The sequence below is a fragment of the Brevundimonas bullata genome (assembly GCF_003350205.1).
Taxonomy (GTDB): Bacteria; Pseudomonadota; Alphaproteobacteria; order Caulobacterales; family Caulobacteraceae; genus Brevundimonas; species Brevundimonas bullata.
Window position 1 is genome coordinate 1 of record NZ_QLLC01000012.1, and the last position, 15,088, is coordinate 15,088.

Sequence of the window (15,088 nt, forward strand, 5' to 3'; positions counted from 1 at the left end):
TCGATGTGCTGGCGGACCGGGGCTACTTCTCCGGCGAGGAAATCCTGGCCTGCGAAGCCTTGGGCGTGACGCCGTTCGTGCCCAAGCCGCTGACGTCAGGCGCCAAGGCGAACGGCCGCTTCGGCAAGCAGGATTTCGTCTATCTGCCCGATCAGGACGTCTACCGATGCCCGGCCGGCTCCCTGCTTCCGTACCACATGACCGTCGTCGAAAGAGGCATGACGCTGCATCGGTACTGGGATCGGGCCAGTTGCACAGGCTGTAGCATCAAGGCTCAGTGCACGCCTGCGGTCGAACGAAAGGTCACGCGGTGGGAGCATGAAGCGGTGATCGATGCCCTTCAAACCCGAATGGACCTGAGGCCCAGAGCCATGCGTGAACGGCGAAGCCTGGTCGAACACCCGTTCGGCACGATCAAAGCCTGGATGGGCCACACCCACTTCCTGATGAAGGGCCTGCCCAACGTGAAGACCGAGATCAGCCTCCACATCCTGGCCTACAACATGAAGCGGGTGATGGCGGTGCTGGGAACCAAGCCGCTGATGGAAGCCATCAGGGCCTGAGCAGGAGGCGCTCCGCACCTCGTCGCCACCTTCCGCCCCGCCGTGGGTCCGCACGTTTTTACACAGCCTCAGTCGATGGCTGGAACAGCGCCATAGGCCTCTATCGGAGGCGTCTGCGCCCTGACCGCGCCTGTCGACAGGCCGACGACTGCGAAGACGACAAGCGCAATCGCCGCCGTGCGTGAACCCAACATTTTGCGCGCTCCCCCGAACCGCCAAGATTAAAATCAGCGGTATCCGAGAAGCGCCTCGCACGCCAGTTGAGCCAAGAAAAAAGCCCCGACCTTTCGGCCGGGGCTTTTCAGATAAGCGGTGGATCGCGCTTAGCGCGGCGCCAGGATCATGATCATCTGGCGGCCTTCCATACGCGGGGCGTATTCGACCTTTGCGACTTCGTCGAAGTCGGCCTGGACCTTGTTGAGCAATTTCATGCCCAGTTCCGGGTGCGCCATTTCACGACCGCGGAAGCGCAGGGTCACTTTGACCTTGTCGCCCTCCTCGAAGAAGCGGTGCATCGACTTGGCCTTGACCTCGTAGTCATGGGTGTCGATGTTCGGACGGAGCTTGATTTCCTTGAGCTCGACGACCTTCTGGCGCTTGCGCGCCTCGGCCTTCTTCTTCTGCTCCTGGAAACGATGCTTGCCGTAATCCAGGATCTTGCAGACCGGCGTCTCGGCGTTGCCGACGATCTGGACCAGATCCAGACCGGCCTCTTCGGCCGCTTCCAGCGCGGAAGACAGCGGCATGACGCCCTGTTTCTCGCCGTGTTGGTCGATCAGCAGCACGCGTGTAGCGCGGATTTCCTGGTTGATGGGCGGCCCGTCTTTGACGGGCGGCGCTTGCATGGGACGGCGAATGGGCGTCGTTTCCTTATGTGGTCAGAAGAGCAGGCGATAATCTCGCAGGGATCAGCGCGCGACGAGGGGCGGCGTTCCCGGCGGCGGGAATATGACGGCTGAAGCCCTGAAATTCAAGGCTGGTCGGGGTTTGAGGCGTCGATGTAGGCGTCGTGCAGCGCCAGCACCCCTTCAAAGACATGATCGACCGTCAAATCCTCGATCGGCGCGAACTGGCCGCGCGTCTCGTTGGAGGCGACCGTGCGCGTCTTTGGACCCCAGGGGCCATAGAGCCACCACTCGGTCGGCCCGAACAGGCCCAGGGTCGGTCGGCCCAGCGCCGCCGAGACGTGCATCAGCCCGGAGTCATTGCCCACGAACAGGGCGGCGCGGTCGATGGCCGCGGCCGAACAGAGGATGTCGCCCTTGCCCACGCAATCGATGGCGCGGTCGCCTGCCGCCTCCAGCGCCGGGGTCGCGGGCGGGCGGTCGCCGGGTCCGCCGACAGGCATGAAGCGCCAGCCGTCGAAGCGCGGCTCGGCCTTCAGCTTCTCGACCAACTGACCCCAGCGGTCGGCCGGCCAGGACTTGCCCGGCTGGTGGGCGATCGGCGCAAGAGCGATGATCGGCCCCGCGCCCGGCCCTGCGGCCAGTTGCGGGTCGATGACGGCGGCGGCCTCGGCGCGGGCCTGAGCGTCGAGCCAGATTTCGGGGGCCAGCGGCGTGGACGCCCCCATCAGGCGCGACACCATCTCGACCTTGCGCAGGCCGGTTTCCCAGCGGCGGCTATAGACGATGCGGCGCTTGGCCGGGATCAGCCAGGCCAGGGCCGAGCCGCGGATATCGACGACCATGTCCCATTTCACGCCGCGCACCTGCTTCCACAGATCGACCCAGTGTCCGGCGGCCTTCTTCTTGTCGAGGATGATGACCCGCTCGACGTTCGGCGCGGAGCGGAAGAAGGGGGCGGGCGGACGGCCGCAGGCCACGGTGATCTGCACTCCCGGCAGCTGGCGCGCGATCTCGCGGATCACGCCGGAAGAGATGACGCAGTCGCCGATGCGGTTCGAACTGACGAAAAGGGCTTTGGGTGCGGACAAGCGGGGCCCTCGCGGCCTGTGAACAATCGCCGTCTCTGCTAAAGCCATTCCGCGCCGAATGACAGTCCGAGGAGCCACCATGTCCGACTTCGAAACGCTCGCCCGCCTCGATGGCGAGACCCTGGCCTTCAAGGCGGTCGCGGGCGACGGGCCTACGGTCATCTGGATCGGCGGCTTCCGTTCGGACATGGAGGGGACCAAGGCGCTGGCCCTTGAGCAGGCGGCGCGCGAGCGCGGCTGGTCTTTCGTCCGCTACGACCATTTCGCCCACGGGCAGTCTTCGGGCGACTGGAAGCAGGCCACGATCGGTCGCTGGCGCGAGGACGCCGTCGCCCTGATCGACAGCCTCGAAGGCCCGGTGATCCCGGTCGGCTCGTCGATGGGGGGCTGGGTCGCCCTGCTGGCGACCCTGGCGCGGCCCGAACGGATCAAGGGCGTGGTGCTGATCAATCCGGCCCAGGACTTCACCGAAAAACTGATGTGGCCCGGCCTGGCCGACCACGAGCGTCAGGCCATCCTGCGCGAGGGCGAAACGGTCATCACCGAGGAGGGCCTGGGGTCCTACATACTGACCCGGCGGATGTTCGAGGAGGCGCGCGACTGGCTCCTGCTGGACGGGATCATTGACATCAAGGCGCCGATCCATGTGCTGCAAGGGCGCGCCGACGACGTGGTGCCGTGGCGTCATCAGGTCGAACTGGTCGAGCGCCTGACCGGCGGCGACGTGCGCCTGGACCTGATCGAGGGCGGCGACCACCGGCTGTCTACGCCGCGCGATCTGGAACGTCTGGTGGAAGCGGTAGGGGCGATGCGGGGCTGATCGCTTGCGTCTTTCCTCCCCATTTCATGGGGAGGTGGCGCGGACGCGAAGCGGACGTGACGGAGGGGGCGTCTCCACGGCAGGCGTTTGCGTCGCCCCCTCCACCGCTACGCGGTCCCCCTCCCCACAAAGTGGGGAGGAAAGGCTCAGATCGTCACAGAATAAACCGGCTCAGGTCGATGTTCTTGGCCAGCTCGCCGACCTTTTCCCGCACCATCTCGCCGTCGAAGGTCAAGGTCTGGCCGGACAGGTCCGAGGCCTTGAAGCTGGTCTCCTCCAGCACCCGTTCCATCACGGTCTGAAGCCGGCGCGCGCCGATGTTCTCGACGGTGTTGTTGGCGGCCACGGCGGCGTCGGCCATGGCCTCGACCGCATCATCCGTGAAGACCAGGGTGACGCCTTCCGTCTCCAACAGGGCCTGGTTCTGACGGATCAGATTGGCCTCGGGCTCGGTCAGGATGCGCTTGAAGTCGTCGCGGGTCAGGGCCTTCAACTCGACCCGGATCGGCAGGCGCCCTTGCAGTTCGGGCAACAGGTCTGACGGTTTGGCCACGTGGAAGGCGCCTGAGGCGATGAACAGGACGTGGTCCGTCTTCACCGGCCCGTACTTGGTCGAAACGGTTGTGCCCTCGATCAGGGGCAGCAGGTCGCGCTGCACGCCTTCACGTGAAACATCAGCCCCGGAGGCGCCCTGACGCGCCGCCACCTTGTCGATCTCGTCGAGGAAGACGATGCCCTCGTTCTCGGCCAGCAGCAAAGCTTCCTTGGTCAGGCTTTCCTGATCGAGCAGCTTGTCGCTTTCCTCGGTGGTCAGCGGGGCCATCGCTTCGGCCACGGTCAGCTTGACCGTCTTGGTGCGCCCGCCCCCCATCTTGCCCAGGAGGTCCGACAGGTTCAGCAGGCCGACGTTGCCGCCCCCTCCGCCCATGTCCAGCCCCTGCAAGGGCGAGGCCGTGTCGGCCAAGGCGATCTCGATCTCCTTGTCGTCCAGTTCGCCTGCGCGCAGCTTCTTCCTGAAGGCCTCGCGCGTTGCGGGCTGCGAGCCCGGCCCGACCAGGGCGTCCAGAATCCGCTCCTCGGCCGCGCCCTCAGCCCGCGCCTTGACGCCCGAGCGGCGCTTGTCGCGCACCATGACCAAGGCGCTCTCGACCAGGTCGCGCATGATCTGATCCACGTCGCGACCGACGTAGCCGACCTCGGTGAACTTGGTGGCCTCGACCTTGAGGAAGGGCGAGCCGGCCAACTTGGCCAGACGCCGGGCGATCTCGGTCTTGCCGACCCCCGTGGGGCCGATCATCAGGATGTTCTTGGGCGTGACTTCGTCACGCAGATCTTCCGGCACGCGCTTGCGGCGCCAGCGGTTGCGCAGGGCCACAGCCACGGCGCGCTTGGCGTCGTCCTGACCGACAATGTAGCGGTCCAGTTCGGAGACGATTTCGCGGGGAGACAGGTCGGTCATGGTTCAGACGGTCCAGAAATACTCGGATAGGCGCTCAAGCAGCGAGCCGCCGCGCGGCGAGCGATAGCGCCCTACAAACTCTCGATGGTCAGATTGCCATTGGTGTAGACGCAGATCTCGGCGGCGATCTTCATCGCCTTGCGAGCGATCTGTTCAGCGTCCAGCCCGCTGTCTTCGTCGATCAGGGCGCGGGCGGCGGCGAGCGCGTAGTTGCCGCCCGAGCCGACAGCGGCCACGCCGTATTCCGGCTCCAGCACGTCGCCGACGCCGGTGACGGTCAGGATGGTGTCCTTGTCGGCGACCAGCAGCATGGCCTCCAGCCGACGCAGATAGCGGTCGGTGCGCCAGTCCTTGGCCAGTTCGACGCAGGCGCGGGCCAGCTGGTCGGGATACTGCTCCAGCTTGGCTTCCAGCCGCTCGATCAGGGTCAGGGCGTCCGCCGTGGCCCCGGCGAAACCGGCCAGAACCTTGCCGCCGGCCAGGGTGCGCACCTTGCGCGCCGCGCCCTTGACGATGGTCGGTCCCATCGAGACCTGGCCGTCGCCGGCGATGACGGTGCGGCCGTTCTTGCGCACCGCCAGAATGGTGGTGCCGTGCCAGTCGGGGAAGCTGGAAGTCTGGGTCATGACGACCAGATGGCGAGGAATGAGCGCCCTCGCAAGACGCCGTCGCGCCGCAGCCGCTGGCTGTTTGTTAACCTCGTCCATGACAAGGGACGCTTCACCTAGAGTTGCGTCGCCTCCAGTTCGAGTTCCGTCTTGCCCCTGCACCGCGTCATCTACGTCAGCGACGCCGTCGGCGCCGCCGGGACCAGCCTGTTGGCCATCGCCGAAATCCTGGGCGTTTCCGAACGCAATAATCGTCGCGACCATCTGACGGGGGTGCTGCTGGGCCACAACGGCCGCTTCCTTCAGGCGATCGAGGGCGCGCGGACGGATGTCGATCGCCTGATGGACCGCCTGCGACGCGACCCTCGCCACGTTAATCTGCGCCTGCTGTCCGACCAGCCGATCGCCGCGCGTATGTTCGGCCACTGGGCCATGGGCCACGCCACGGCCACGCCGGCCATGCTGGCCCTGCTGAACGATGAAGACCTGTCAGCCATCAGCTCAGCCAAGGCCGAGGCGGTGCTGGCGGCCACGGCGGCGAGTCTGGCGGAACCGGCCTGATCCCGCGTCGCGGGCTGGCGTTCCCCTGACGACGCGCTAGATGTCGGGGGTGAACACGCCCTCTCCTCTCGCCCCCGTCCGCTTCTCCGATGAGGAAGTCGACCGCTACGCACGTCAACTGGTGCTGTCCGAGATCGGCGGCCCCGGCCAGCAGGCCTTGAAGCGCGCGCGGGTGCTGATCGTCGGCCTGGGCGGGGTCGGCGCGCCCGCCGCCCTCTATCTGGCCGCCGCCGGGGTTGGGACCCTGGGCCTGATCGACCATGACGCGGTGGCCCTGTCCAACCTGCAGCGTCAGATCATCTTCACCACCGCCGACGCTCAGCGACCCAAGGTCGAGGCAGGCGCTGAGCATCTGGCCGCGCTCAATCCCCATGTCGCCGTCGAGCCCTTCGTCGAGCGTCTGACGCCGGCCAACGCCCCCGGCATTATCGAGCGCTTCGACCTGGTGCTGGACGGCACAGACGATTTCGAGACGCGCTTCGCCGTCAACGCCGCCTGCGTCGCGACCGGCGTGCCGCTGGTGTCCGGGGCGCTGGGCCGCTGGAACGGTCAGGTCGGGGTCTTCACCGGCCAGCCCTGCTATCAATGCCTGGTGCCCGAAACCCCGCCCGACGCCGAGACCTGCGCCCGCGTCGGCGTCGTCGGCGCCCTGGCCGGCGTCATCGGCGCCATGGCGGCGCTGGAGGCGATCAAACTGATCACCGGGGCCGGCGAACCCCTGACCGCCCGCCTCATGCTCTACGACGGCCTGGCCGGAACCAGCCGGGTAGTGAAGATCGCCGCCGACCCGGCCTGTCCCGTCTGCGGATAGCTCCCGCCTAGAGCATGGCCGGGATGACCCGGTCGGGCGGACGGTGGCCGTTCTGGTAGGTCATGATGTTGGCGATGACGCGGTCGCCCATGTCCTGACGGGCCTCGATGGTGGCCGAGCCGAGGTGGGGCAGCAGGACGACGTTGGCGCGGCCCATCAGACCCGGATGCACCGCCGGTTCGTGCTCGAACACGTCCAGGCCGACGCCGAACAGGGCGCGGCGATCCAGGGCCTCGACCAGGGCCGCCTCGTCGATCAGTTCGCCGCGCGCGGTGTTGACGACAATGGCGTGGGGCTGAAGCCGGGCGATGCGTTCAGCGGACAACAGGTGATGCGTGTCCCTGGTGGCCGGGCAGTTCAGGGAGATGACGTCCATCCGGGCCAGCATCTGATCCAGATCGTCCCACCAGGTCGCGCCCAACTCCTCGGCGATCATGTCCGAGACGGGTTTGCGGTTGTGATAGTGGACCTGCATCCCAAAGGCCTTGGCGCGGCGGGCCAGGGCCTGGCCGATGCGGCCCATGCCGACGATGCCCAGCCGCTTGCCCCACAGCTTGCGTCCGCACATCCAGGTCGGGCTCCAGCCCTCGAACTGCCCGGCGGCGACGACATTGGCGCCTTCGACGATGCGGCGGCTGACGCCGAGGATCAGGCTCATGGTCAGGTCGGCCGTGTCCTCGGTCAGGACGCCCGGCGTATTGGTGACGATGATCCCCCGGCCCACGGCGGCGTCGATGTCGATATGGTCCACGCCCGCCCCGAAGTTGGCGATCATCTTTAGCTGATCGCCCGCGCCCGCAATCAGGTCGGCGTCCAGATGGTCGGTGATGGTCGGGATCAGGACCTCGGCGCGCTGCAGGGCGGCGGCCAGATCGTCGCGCGACATGGGCTTGTCGGTCAGGTTCAGTTCGGCGTCGAACAGTTCGCGCAGACGTATTTCCACCGCGTCCGGCAGGCGTCTGGTTAATACGACCTTAAGCTTGCGAGCGGACATAGGGAGCCTGGGTTTCGACGGGCAAAAGCGCCCGTACGGGACGTGTCGATCCGGTGTCTAGCAAAGCTGTGGTCAGGTTCAAAAGTTTCCGGCGTATCGCCGTCATCGCCGCCATTTTCGGAGCGGGCGTCTTCGCGGGCGCCGGCGCCCTCATGCCTGACGGTCGGCCGACGCCGACCGGCCTGGACGTACCGCGCTGGGTCACGCTGAAATCCTCTCAGGTCCGCGCCCGCCAGGGGCCGGGCCTCGACTACCAGATCCTGTGGGAGTACCGCGCCGCGGGCCTGCCCGTGCAAGTGATCGCCGAGACCAGGGAATGGCGCAAGATCTGCGACCCGGACGGCTCGGTCGCCTGGATTCACCGCACCGTGGCCTCGGGCCGTCGCAGCGTGTTCAACCGCTCGGCCGAGGAAATCCCGATCCATTCTGGTCGTTCCGCCACCTCCTCGGTTCGCGCCCGCCTGTCGCCGCGCTCCATCGTCTCGCTGGACGAGTGCGAGGAGGGCTGGTGCCGGGTGCGGGCGCGCAAGATCCGCGGCTGGGTGCCCGAGCGCGCCGTGTTCGGAACCCAGCAACGCGCCCTTTGCAACGCCGCCCGGCCCGCCGGCGCGGGGCGCAGCTAGAGCGAAATCGGCCTGGACGCGCTGGCGTCTAGGCTCAGATATTCGCGCCAACATCACACCTGGAGGCTGACCGAGCGGTCAGGCTCCAGACTTCACAACAGTTGAGCGGGCGCGCCGGGTCGTGTAACCCGCCCGCAACACTTCCGGAGCGTCAGCCTTGAGCCAGTCCCAATATCCGTCGTCGTTCGATCATGAAGGCCTGCTGGCCTCGGGCCGTGGCGAACTGTTCGGTCCGGGCAACGCCCAGCTTCCGGCCCCGCCGATGCTGATGTTCGACCGCATCACGACCATCACCGCCGACGGCGGCGACTACGGCAAGGGCTATGTCGAGGCGGAACTCGACATCAACCCGGACCTCTGGTTCTTCCAGTGCCACTTCATCGGCGATCCGGTCATGCCGGGCTGCCTGGGCCTGGACGCCATGTGGCAGTTGGTCGGCTTCTACCTCGGCTGGATCGGCGGTCCCGGCAAGGGCCGGGCGCTCGGCGTCGGCGAGGTCAAGTTCACCGGCCAGGTGACGCCGGACGTCAAGAAGGTGGTCTATAAGGTCCACCTGAAGCGCGTCATCAACCGCAAGCTGGTCATGGGCATCGCCGACGGCGTGCTCGAGGCCGACGGCGAGGTCATCTACACCTGCGCCGACATGCGCGTCGGCCTGTTCGGCGGCGCGGCCGCGGTAGCGGCTGCGGACGCCTGACCCCATTTAACGCAGACCGCGGTTCACGCGGCGCCTGAAGACTGAATGATAGGAAACACCATGCGGCGTGTCGTCGTCACCGGATTGGGCATCGTCTCCTCCATCGGCACCGGCCAGGACGAGGTCACAGCCTCCCTGCGCGAAGCCAAGTCGGGCGTCCAGCACGCCGCCGACCACGCCAAGTACGGCTTCCGCTCACAGGTCTGGGCGCCGCCGTCGCTGGGCGTGACCGCCGAAGACTGGGCGCCGCTGGTGGACCGCCGCGCGGCGCGCTTCCTGGCCAACGGCACGGCCTGGGCGCACATCGCCTTCGAAGAAGCGCTGAAGGACAGCGGCCTGAGCGCCGAAGAGATCAAGGACGAGCGCATCGGCCTGATCGTCGGCGAGGGCGGCCCCTCGACCCAGGTCATCCTGCAGGCGGCCCAAACCACCATCGAAAAGGGCTCGCCCAAGCGCGTCGGCCCCTTCGCCGTGCCCAAGGCCATGGCCAGCGGCCCGTCGGCGGTGTTGGCCACCTGGTTCCAGCTGAAGGGCATCAACTATTCGATCTCCTCGGCCTGCGCGACCTCGGCCCACTGCATCGGCGCGGCCGCCGAGCAGATCGCCTGGGGCAAGCAGGACGTGGTCTTCGCCGGCGGTTGCGAGGATATCGACTGGTCCATGTCGAACATGTTCGACGCCATGGGCGCCATGTCCTCCAACTTCAACGAGACGCCTGCCGTCGCTTCGCGCGCCTATGACAAGGACCGCGACGGCTTCGTCATCGCCGGCGGCGCGGGCATCGTGGTCCTGGAAGAATACGAACGCGCCGTGGCGCGCGGCGCGACCATCTATGCCGAAGTCACCGGCTACGCCGCCAACTCGGACGGCTACGACATGGTCGCCCCCTCGGGCGAGGGCGCTGAGCGCTGCATGAAGCTGGCCCTGAAGATGGCCGGCGATCCGCGCATCGACTACCTGAACCCGCACGGCACCTCGACGCCGGTCGGCGACTCCAAGGAGATGGGCGCGGTGCGCAACGTCTTCGGCGACGACCTGCCGATGATCTCCTCGACCAAGTCGCTGACGGGCCATTCCCTGGGCGCCGCTGGCGCGCAGGAAGCCATCTACTGCTTGTTGATGATGAAGCACGGCTTCGCCGCCGAGAGCGCCCACATCGAAAATCTGGACCCCGAGTTCGAGGGCATGCCGATCCTGCGTGAACGCCACGACGGCGAGCTGAAGCACGTCATGTCCAACTCGTTTGGGTTCGGCGGCACCAACGGCGCCCTGATCCTGTCCAAGGTCTGATTTCGACCCGGCGAGCAAAAAATCTCGCAGAACACGAAAAGGCCCCCATTCGGTCGTGAGCCCGCCCGGAACGGGGGTCAAATCTACATCATCGGCTCGTCGGAGTTCGGAAGAGTCCCGGATCCTGAACAGCCCCCCCAGCCCCCCAGGATTTTTCCGCTTAGGGCTTCGACGGGCCGATGCTTCCTCCAAGTGAGACGCCCGCGACCGCCCCCCTCCCCCTCCTGGCGACGCGGGCGTTTTGCTGTCCGGCCAAATCGAAACGAAGAGCGATCAGCCGGGCAGGCTGATCGTCGTCCGCTCGCCGTCGCGCATCACCGTCAGGTCGACCGCACCGCCGGCAGCCTGCAGGGCCGCAGCCAAGGCCGTCATGTCCGCCACGCTGGTCGAACCCGCCGAGACCACCACGTCGCCCGCCTGAACGCCCGCCGCCGCCGCGGCGGAACCGCCCTCGACCACGGTGATCTGGGCGCCCGCGCCGTCGCCGCTGTTGCGGAAGGTCAGGCCCCGCGCCATGGCCGCGCTGCGCCCCACCCGCACGGCCGCCGGATCGGGTGACTGGACCGTCAGAGTTGCCGTCGCCTCGCGTCCGTCGCGCAGATAGACGACCGGCAGGGCGGCGCCGGGCCGAGCGATGCCGACCGTGGCCTGGACCGAGCCGGCGTTGGCCACGGGGCGGTTCTGGATGCGGGTGATCACGTCGCCGGGGCGCAGGCCCGCCTGCTCGGCGGATGACCCCGGCGCGGCGTCATAGACGACGGCCCCGCGCACCAGGTTCAGCCCCAGATCACGCGCCCGTTCGGCTGTCAGAGACCCCAGGGCCACGCCGATCTGACCGCGCTTGACCTCGCCGGTGGCGCGCAACTGGTCGACCACGAACATCATGATTCGCGTCGGCACGGCGAAGGCGATGCCGTCGTTGCCGCCGCCCATGCCGCCGGACAGGATCGAGGTGTTGATGCCGATCAGCCGGCCCCGGCTGTCCAGCAGCGGCCCGCCCGAGTTGCCCGAGTTCACCGCCGCGTCGGTCTGGATATAGTCCTCGATGGCGTCGCCCATGCCCGAGCGGTTCAGGCCCGAGATGACCCCCATGGTCAGGGTCTGATCCAGACCCAGGGGATAGCCGACCGCAAAGGCCAGGTCGCCGGTGCGCAGGGTGTCGGAATCCACCGTCTGGACCTGGGACAGGCCCTTGGCCTCGATCTTCAGCACGGCGATGTCGGTGGCCTTGTCCGCCCCGATCAGGACCGCGTCGAACAGGCGGCCGTCGGTCATGTCGACGGTGAATTTCTGACCGTTCTCGATGACGTGGTTGTTGGTGACGATGATGCCGTTGGCGGCGTCGATGATGACGCCGGACCCGCCCTGCGAGGGCTTGGGATCGCCGTCCGAGCTGGGGCCGCGCGACTGGCCCAGGGTCGTGACCTGCACCACGGCGGGCAGGGAGGCGTCGAGACCGGCTGCGAAGGTGAAGACCCCGCGTCGCGCGTCATAGGGCAGGCCCGCCACGGACGGCGTCTGCACTGAAGCGGCGGCCGGGGCCGCGATCACCGCAACCGGCGTCGCGCTCAGAATCAGGACAAGGGCGGCGCCGGTCGAGGCCAGCAGGGTGGATCGCGTCATGGTGGGTCCCTTCGCAGGCGCACAGCCTAAAGCGAAAGCGATTGCATCTGAACCCAGATATTCGCTCCAGCAACCATGCTGGGAAACCCGCCCTGACGACGGCCTCGACCGTCACGATAGCCGTGAGCCCTTAGAAGGCGCTTTCGCCCGTGATGGCCCGGCCTAGGATCAGGGCGTGGACGTCGTGCGCGCCCTCATAGGTGTTGACCGTTTCGAGGTTCATGGCGTGGCGCATGACGTGCAACTCGCCGGTGATGCCGGCCCCGCCGTGCATGTCGCGGGCCTCGCGCGCCACGGCCAGGGCCTTGCCGCAGTTGTTGCGCTTCATCAGGCTGATGGCCTCCGGCACCCAGGCGCCGGTATCGAGCAGACGGCCGAGCGCATAGGCGCCCTCGAAGCCGAGGAAGATCTCGGTCTGCATGTCGGCCAGCTTCTTCTGCACCAGTTGGCGCGACGACAGCGGGCGGCCGAACAGCATCCGCTCGCCGACATAGTCGCGGCTGGCGTGGAAGCAGAACTCGGCGGCGCCCATGGCCCCCCAGGCGATGCCGAAGCGCGCCTTGTTCAGGCAGGAGAACGGTCCGCGCAGGCCTTGCACGCCCGGCAGGATGTTGGCTTCCGGCACGAAGACGTCGTTCAGGCCGATGTCCCCGGTGATCGAGGCGCGAAGCGACAGCTTGTCGCCGATCTTGTCCGTGGTGAAGCCGTCGAAATCACGCTCGACGATGAAGCCGCGAATTTTGTCGTCCAGCTTGGCCCAGACGATGGCCAGGTCGCTGATGGGCGAGTTGGTGATCCAGTATTTGGCGCCGTTCAGGCGATAGCCGCCGTCGACCTTGACCGCCTTGGTCTTCATCGAAGCCGGGTCCGAGCCGCCGTCAGCCTCGGTCAGGCCGAAGCAGCCGACCAGCTCGCCCGCCGCCATTTTCGGCAGGAACTTCTTCTTCTGCTCTTCCGAGCCGAAAGCGTAGATCGGGTACATGGCCAGCGACGATTGCACCGACATGGCCGAGCGATAACCGCTGTCGACCGCCTCGACCTCACGCGCGATCAGGCCATAGGCGACGTGGCTGGCTTCCGAGCCGCCGTATTGTTCCGGCAGCATGGCGCCGAGGAAGCCCATCTCGCCCATCTCGGTCATGATGGCGCGATCAAAGGTCTCATCACGGAAAGCCTCGACCACGCGCGGCAGCAGGGCCTCGCGGGCATAAGACCGCGCCGCGTCCTGAATCATCCGCTCGTCGTCGGTCAGGCGCCCCCGCAGGTCGAACGGGTCGTCCCAACGGAAGGTCTGTTGCGGAGCGTGCGAGCCGTCGGCCATCGGTGTTTCCTGCGCGAGTATGCGGGGCTCTCTGATCGTCACGCGCAAAGGGCATGACGACGGGACCCCTGTTCCAGGGGCCGGTTTAGGCCAAAACTATTGAACCGGGTAGAGGGCCGCGGCGAACCGCGTTAGGTTGCGGCCATGTCGAATACGTTTTCCCGCCTGTTCCGCGACCACCCGCGCGAGGTCCGCGAGACCTATCTCGAACACATGGTCGCCTCAGCCCGCTTCGGCTTCAAGCTGATCCGTCTGGCCGGCTGCGCCTTCACCCACGCCGTCGTGCCGGGCCTGCACAAAAGCACCGTCTCCGACGCCATTCGCAGCATGGCCCGCGACATGGGCGGCCGCGCCGAGGAGGCCCGCGACAGCCGCATGAGAAACGCCGGCGTCTGGGACGTGGGGCTGTAGAACAAGAATTCTCCCTCCCCTTCATGGGGAGGGTGGTCGCGAAGCGACCGGGTGGGGAGGGCGTGGCGATACAGACGCAGCGTTTGACTTGCCAAGCGCCCCCACCCGTCTTCGCCCCCGAACAAGTCGGGGCCTCAGCCACCCTCCCCACAAGGGGGAGGGAGAGGTATGAAGCTTCATGACCCAGACCCAAGGCCCCCTCTCCGGCGTTCGCGTTCTCGACCTCAGCCGGGTTTTGGCCGGCCCCTGGGCGACGCAGACCCTGGCCGATCTCGGCGCCGAGGTGATCAAGATCGAGCGCCCCGACGAGGGCGACGACACCCGCCACTGGGGTCCGCCCTTCACCACCACGACCGAAGGGGCCAAGGGCGACGCCGCCTATTTCATGTGCGCCAACCGGGGCAAGAAGTCGGTCGAACTGGACATCGCCAGCCCTGACGGCGCCGAGGCCGTGCGTCGTCTGGCCGCGACCTGCGACGTGGTGGTCGAAAACTTCAAGACCGGCGGATTGAAGAAATACGGCCTCGACTACGCCGGCCTGTCAGCGGTCAATCCGCGCCTCGTCTACTGCTCCATCACCGGCTTCGGTCAGGACGGGCCGGACGCGCACCGGGCCGGCTACGACTACATGATCCAGGCCATGGGCGGGCTGATGTCGATCACCGGCCAGCCCGACGGCGCGCCCGGCGCCGAGCCGATGAAGGTCGGGGTGGCGGTCGTGGACCTGTTCACCGGCCTCTACGCCTCCAACGCCATTCTCGCCGCCCTGATGCACGCGCGCGCCACCGGCGAGGGTCAGTCCATCGACATCGCCCTGTTCGACGTCCAGGCGGCCATGCTGGCCAATCAGGCGACGAACTTCTTTGTCTCGGGCAATGCCCCGACGCGGATGGGCAACGCCCACCCCAACCTGGCCCCCTACCAGCCCTTCCCCTGTTCGGACGGCATGGTGGTCATCGCCGTCGGCAACGACGGCCAGTTCCGCGCCCTGGCCAAGGCCCTGGGCGTCGCGCCCATGGGCGCCGATCCGCACTTTGCGACCAACGCCCTGCGGGTCCAGCACCGCGCCGAGCTGTCCCCCACCCTGTCGGCCCTGACGGCGGGCTTCACCATGAAGGGGCTGATGGCGGCGCTGGAGGCGGCGGGCGTGCCCTGCGGCCCCGTCAACACCGTGGACCAGGTGTTCGAGGAACCCCAGGCGCTCCATCGCGGCCTGACCGTCGAGCAGTCGCGTCCCGATCTGGCGGCGCCGATCCGCACCGTGGCCTCGCCCATCCGCCTGTCGAAAACCCCCGTCCGCTACGACGCCCCGCCGCCGAAGCTGGGGCAGGACACGGACGACGTGCTGGCGACGCTGAAGGCTGACTAGCG

The 15,088-nt window shown here is 67.4% G+C and carries 16 protein-coding genes; 9 read left to right on the top strand and 7 right to left on the bottom strand.

Going from position 1 to position 15,088, the window contains the following annotated elements:
• On the top strand, positions 1-563 hold a 563-nt coding region (locus tag DXK21_RS07390), incomplete at its 5' end, for a transposase (RefSeq protein WP_162790598.1).
• Between the two features lie 323 nt (positions 564-886).
• Here the strand turns inward: DXK21_RS07390 and infC are convergent.
• Together infC and DXK21_RS07400 are read right to left on the bottom strand one after the other, a co-directional pair.
• Entirely contained in the window at positions 887-1,408 is a 522-nt protein-coding gene (gene infC, locus DXK21_RS07395; RefSeq protein ID WP_114817143.1) for a translation initiation factor IF-3, read from the bottom strand.
• A gap of 125 nt (positions 1,409-1,533) precedes the next feature.
• Entirely contained in the window at positions 1,534-2,499 is a 966-nt protein-coding gene (locus DXK21_RS07400; protein WP_114817144.1) for a glycosyltransferase family 9 protein, read from the bottom strand.
• 79 nt (positions 2,500-2,578) lie between these two features.
• On the opposite strand from DXK21_RS07400, the gene DXK21_RS07405 reads away from it, so the two are divergent.
• Positions 2,579-3,319, top strand: coding sequence for an alpha/beta fold hydrolase (locus tag DXK21_RS07405; protein ID WP_114817145.1), 741 nt, complete (start codon positions 2,579-2,581; stop codon positions 3,317-3,319).
• 154 nt (positions 3,320-3,473) lie between these two features.
• On the opposite strand, the gene hslU is transcribed toward DXK21_RS07405, so the two are convergent.
• Together hslU and hslV are read right to left on the bottom strand one after the other, a co-directional pair.
• Positions 3,474-4,778: an ATP-dependent protease ATPase subunit HslU gene (hslU, locus tag DXK21_RS07410; protein WP_114817146.1), complete on the bottom strand. Its 1,305-nt coding sequence runs from the start codon at positions 4,776-4,778 to the stop codon at positions 3,474-3,476.
• Positions 4,779-4,849: 71 nt separating this feature from the next.
• Positions 4,850-5,404, bottom strand: coding sequence for an ATP-dependent protease subunit HslV (gene hslV / locus DXK21_RS07415; RefSeq protein ID WP_114817147.1), 555 nt, complete (start codon positions 5,402-5,404; stop codon positions 4,850-4,852).
• A 132-nt stretch (positions 5,405-5,536) separates the two neighbouring features.
• Here hslV and DXK21_RS07420 point away from each other — a divergent pair, with 132 nt between their 5' ends.
• A complete protein-coding gene (locus tag DXK21_RS07420) occupies positions 5,537-5,947 on the top strand; it encodes a BLUF domain-containing protein (RefSeq protein WP_114817148.1) in 411 nt (136 codons plus the stop codon).
• A gap of 49 nt (positions 5,948-5,996) precedes the next feature.
• Complete coding sequence (locus DXK21_RS07425) at positions 5,997-6,758, top strand: HesA/MoeB/ThiF family protein (RefSeq protein WP_245945138.1); 762 nt, start codon at positions 5,997-5,999, stop codon at positions 6,756-6,758.
• 7 nt (positions 6,759-6,765) lie between these two features.
• Here DXK21_RS07425 and DXK21_RS07430 read toward each other — a convergent pair whose 3' ends face one another.
• Positions 6,766-7,752 carry a 2-hydroxyacid dehydrogenase gene (locus tag DXK21_RS07430; protein WP_114817150.1) on the bottom strand — a complete coding sequence of 329 codons (987 nt, stop codon included), beginning with the start codon at positions 7,750-7,752 and terminating at the stop codon, positions 6,766-6,768.
• A gap of 68 nt (positions 7,753-7,820) precedes the next feature.
• Between DXK21_RS07430 and DXK21_RS07435 the strand changes: the two genes are divergently transcribed.
• The 3 genes from DXK21_RS07435 to fabB all read left to right on the top strand — a co-directional run bounded on the left by DXK21_RS07435 (position 7,821) and on the right by fabB (position 10,362).
• The gene (locus DXK21_RS07435) at positions 7,821-8,375 is read left to right on the top strand and encodes an SH3 domain-containing protein (RefSeq protein ID WP_245945139.1); all 555 of its coding nucleotides are present in this window, start codon (positions 7,821-7,823) and stop codon (positions 8,373-8,375) included.
• Positions 8,376-8,532: 157 nt separating this feature from the next.
• Positions 8,533-9,072 carry a 3-hydroxyacyl-[acyl-carrier-protein] dehydratase FabA gene (gene fabA, locus DXK21_RS07440; RefSeq protein WP_114817151.1) on the top strand — a complete coding sequence of 180 codons (540 nt, stop codon included), beginning with the start codon at positions 8,533-8,535 and terminating at the stop codon, positions 9,070-9,072.
• Positions 9,073-9,132: 60 nt separating this feature from the next.
• Positions 9,133-10,362: a beta-ketoacyl-ACP synthase I gene (gene fabB, locus DXK21_RS07445; protein ID WP_114817152.1), complete on the top strand. Its 1,230-nt coding sequence runs from the start codon at positions 9,133-9,135 to the stop codon at positions 10,360-10,362.
• Positions 10,363-10,635: 273 nt separating this feature from the next.
• Here the strand turns inward: fabB and DXK21_RS07450 are convergent, their stop codons facing one another.
• Together DXK21_RS07450 and DXK21_RS07455 are read right to left on the bottom strand one after the other, a co-directional pair.
• A complete protein-coding gene (locus tag DXK21_RS07450) occupies positions 10,636-11,985 on the bottom strand; it encodes a S1C family serine protease (protein WP_114817153.1) in 1,350 nt (449 codons plus the stop codon).
• 130 nt (positions 11,986-12,115) lie between these two features.
• On the bottom strand, positions 12,116-13,306 hold the full coding sequence (locus DXK21_RS07455; RefSeq protein WP_114817154.1) for an acyl-CoA dehydrogenase: 1,191 nt from the start codon (positions 13,304-13,306) through the stop codon (positions 12,116-12,118).
• Positions 13,307-13,450: 144 nt separating this feature from the next.
• On the opposite strand from DXK21_RS07455, the gene DXK21_RS07460 reads away from it, so the two are divergent.
• Together DXK21_RS07460 and DXK21_RS07465 are read left to right on the top strand one after the other, a co-directional pair.
• A complete protein-coding gene (locus tag DXK21_RS07460; protein ID WP_114817155.1) occupies positions 13,451-13,717 on the top strand; it encodes a DUF6356 family protein in 267 nt (88 codons plus the stop codon).
• Between the two features lie 178 nt (positions 13,718-13,895).
• Complete coding sequence (locus tag DXK21_RS07465; RefSeq protein WP_114817156.1) at positions 13,896-15,086, top strand: CaiB/BaiF CoA transferase family protein; 1,191 nt, start codon at positions 13,896-13,898, stop codon at positions 15,084-15,086.
• The last annotated feature ends 2 nt before the right edge of the window (positions 15,087-15,088 follow it).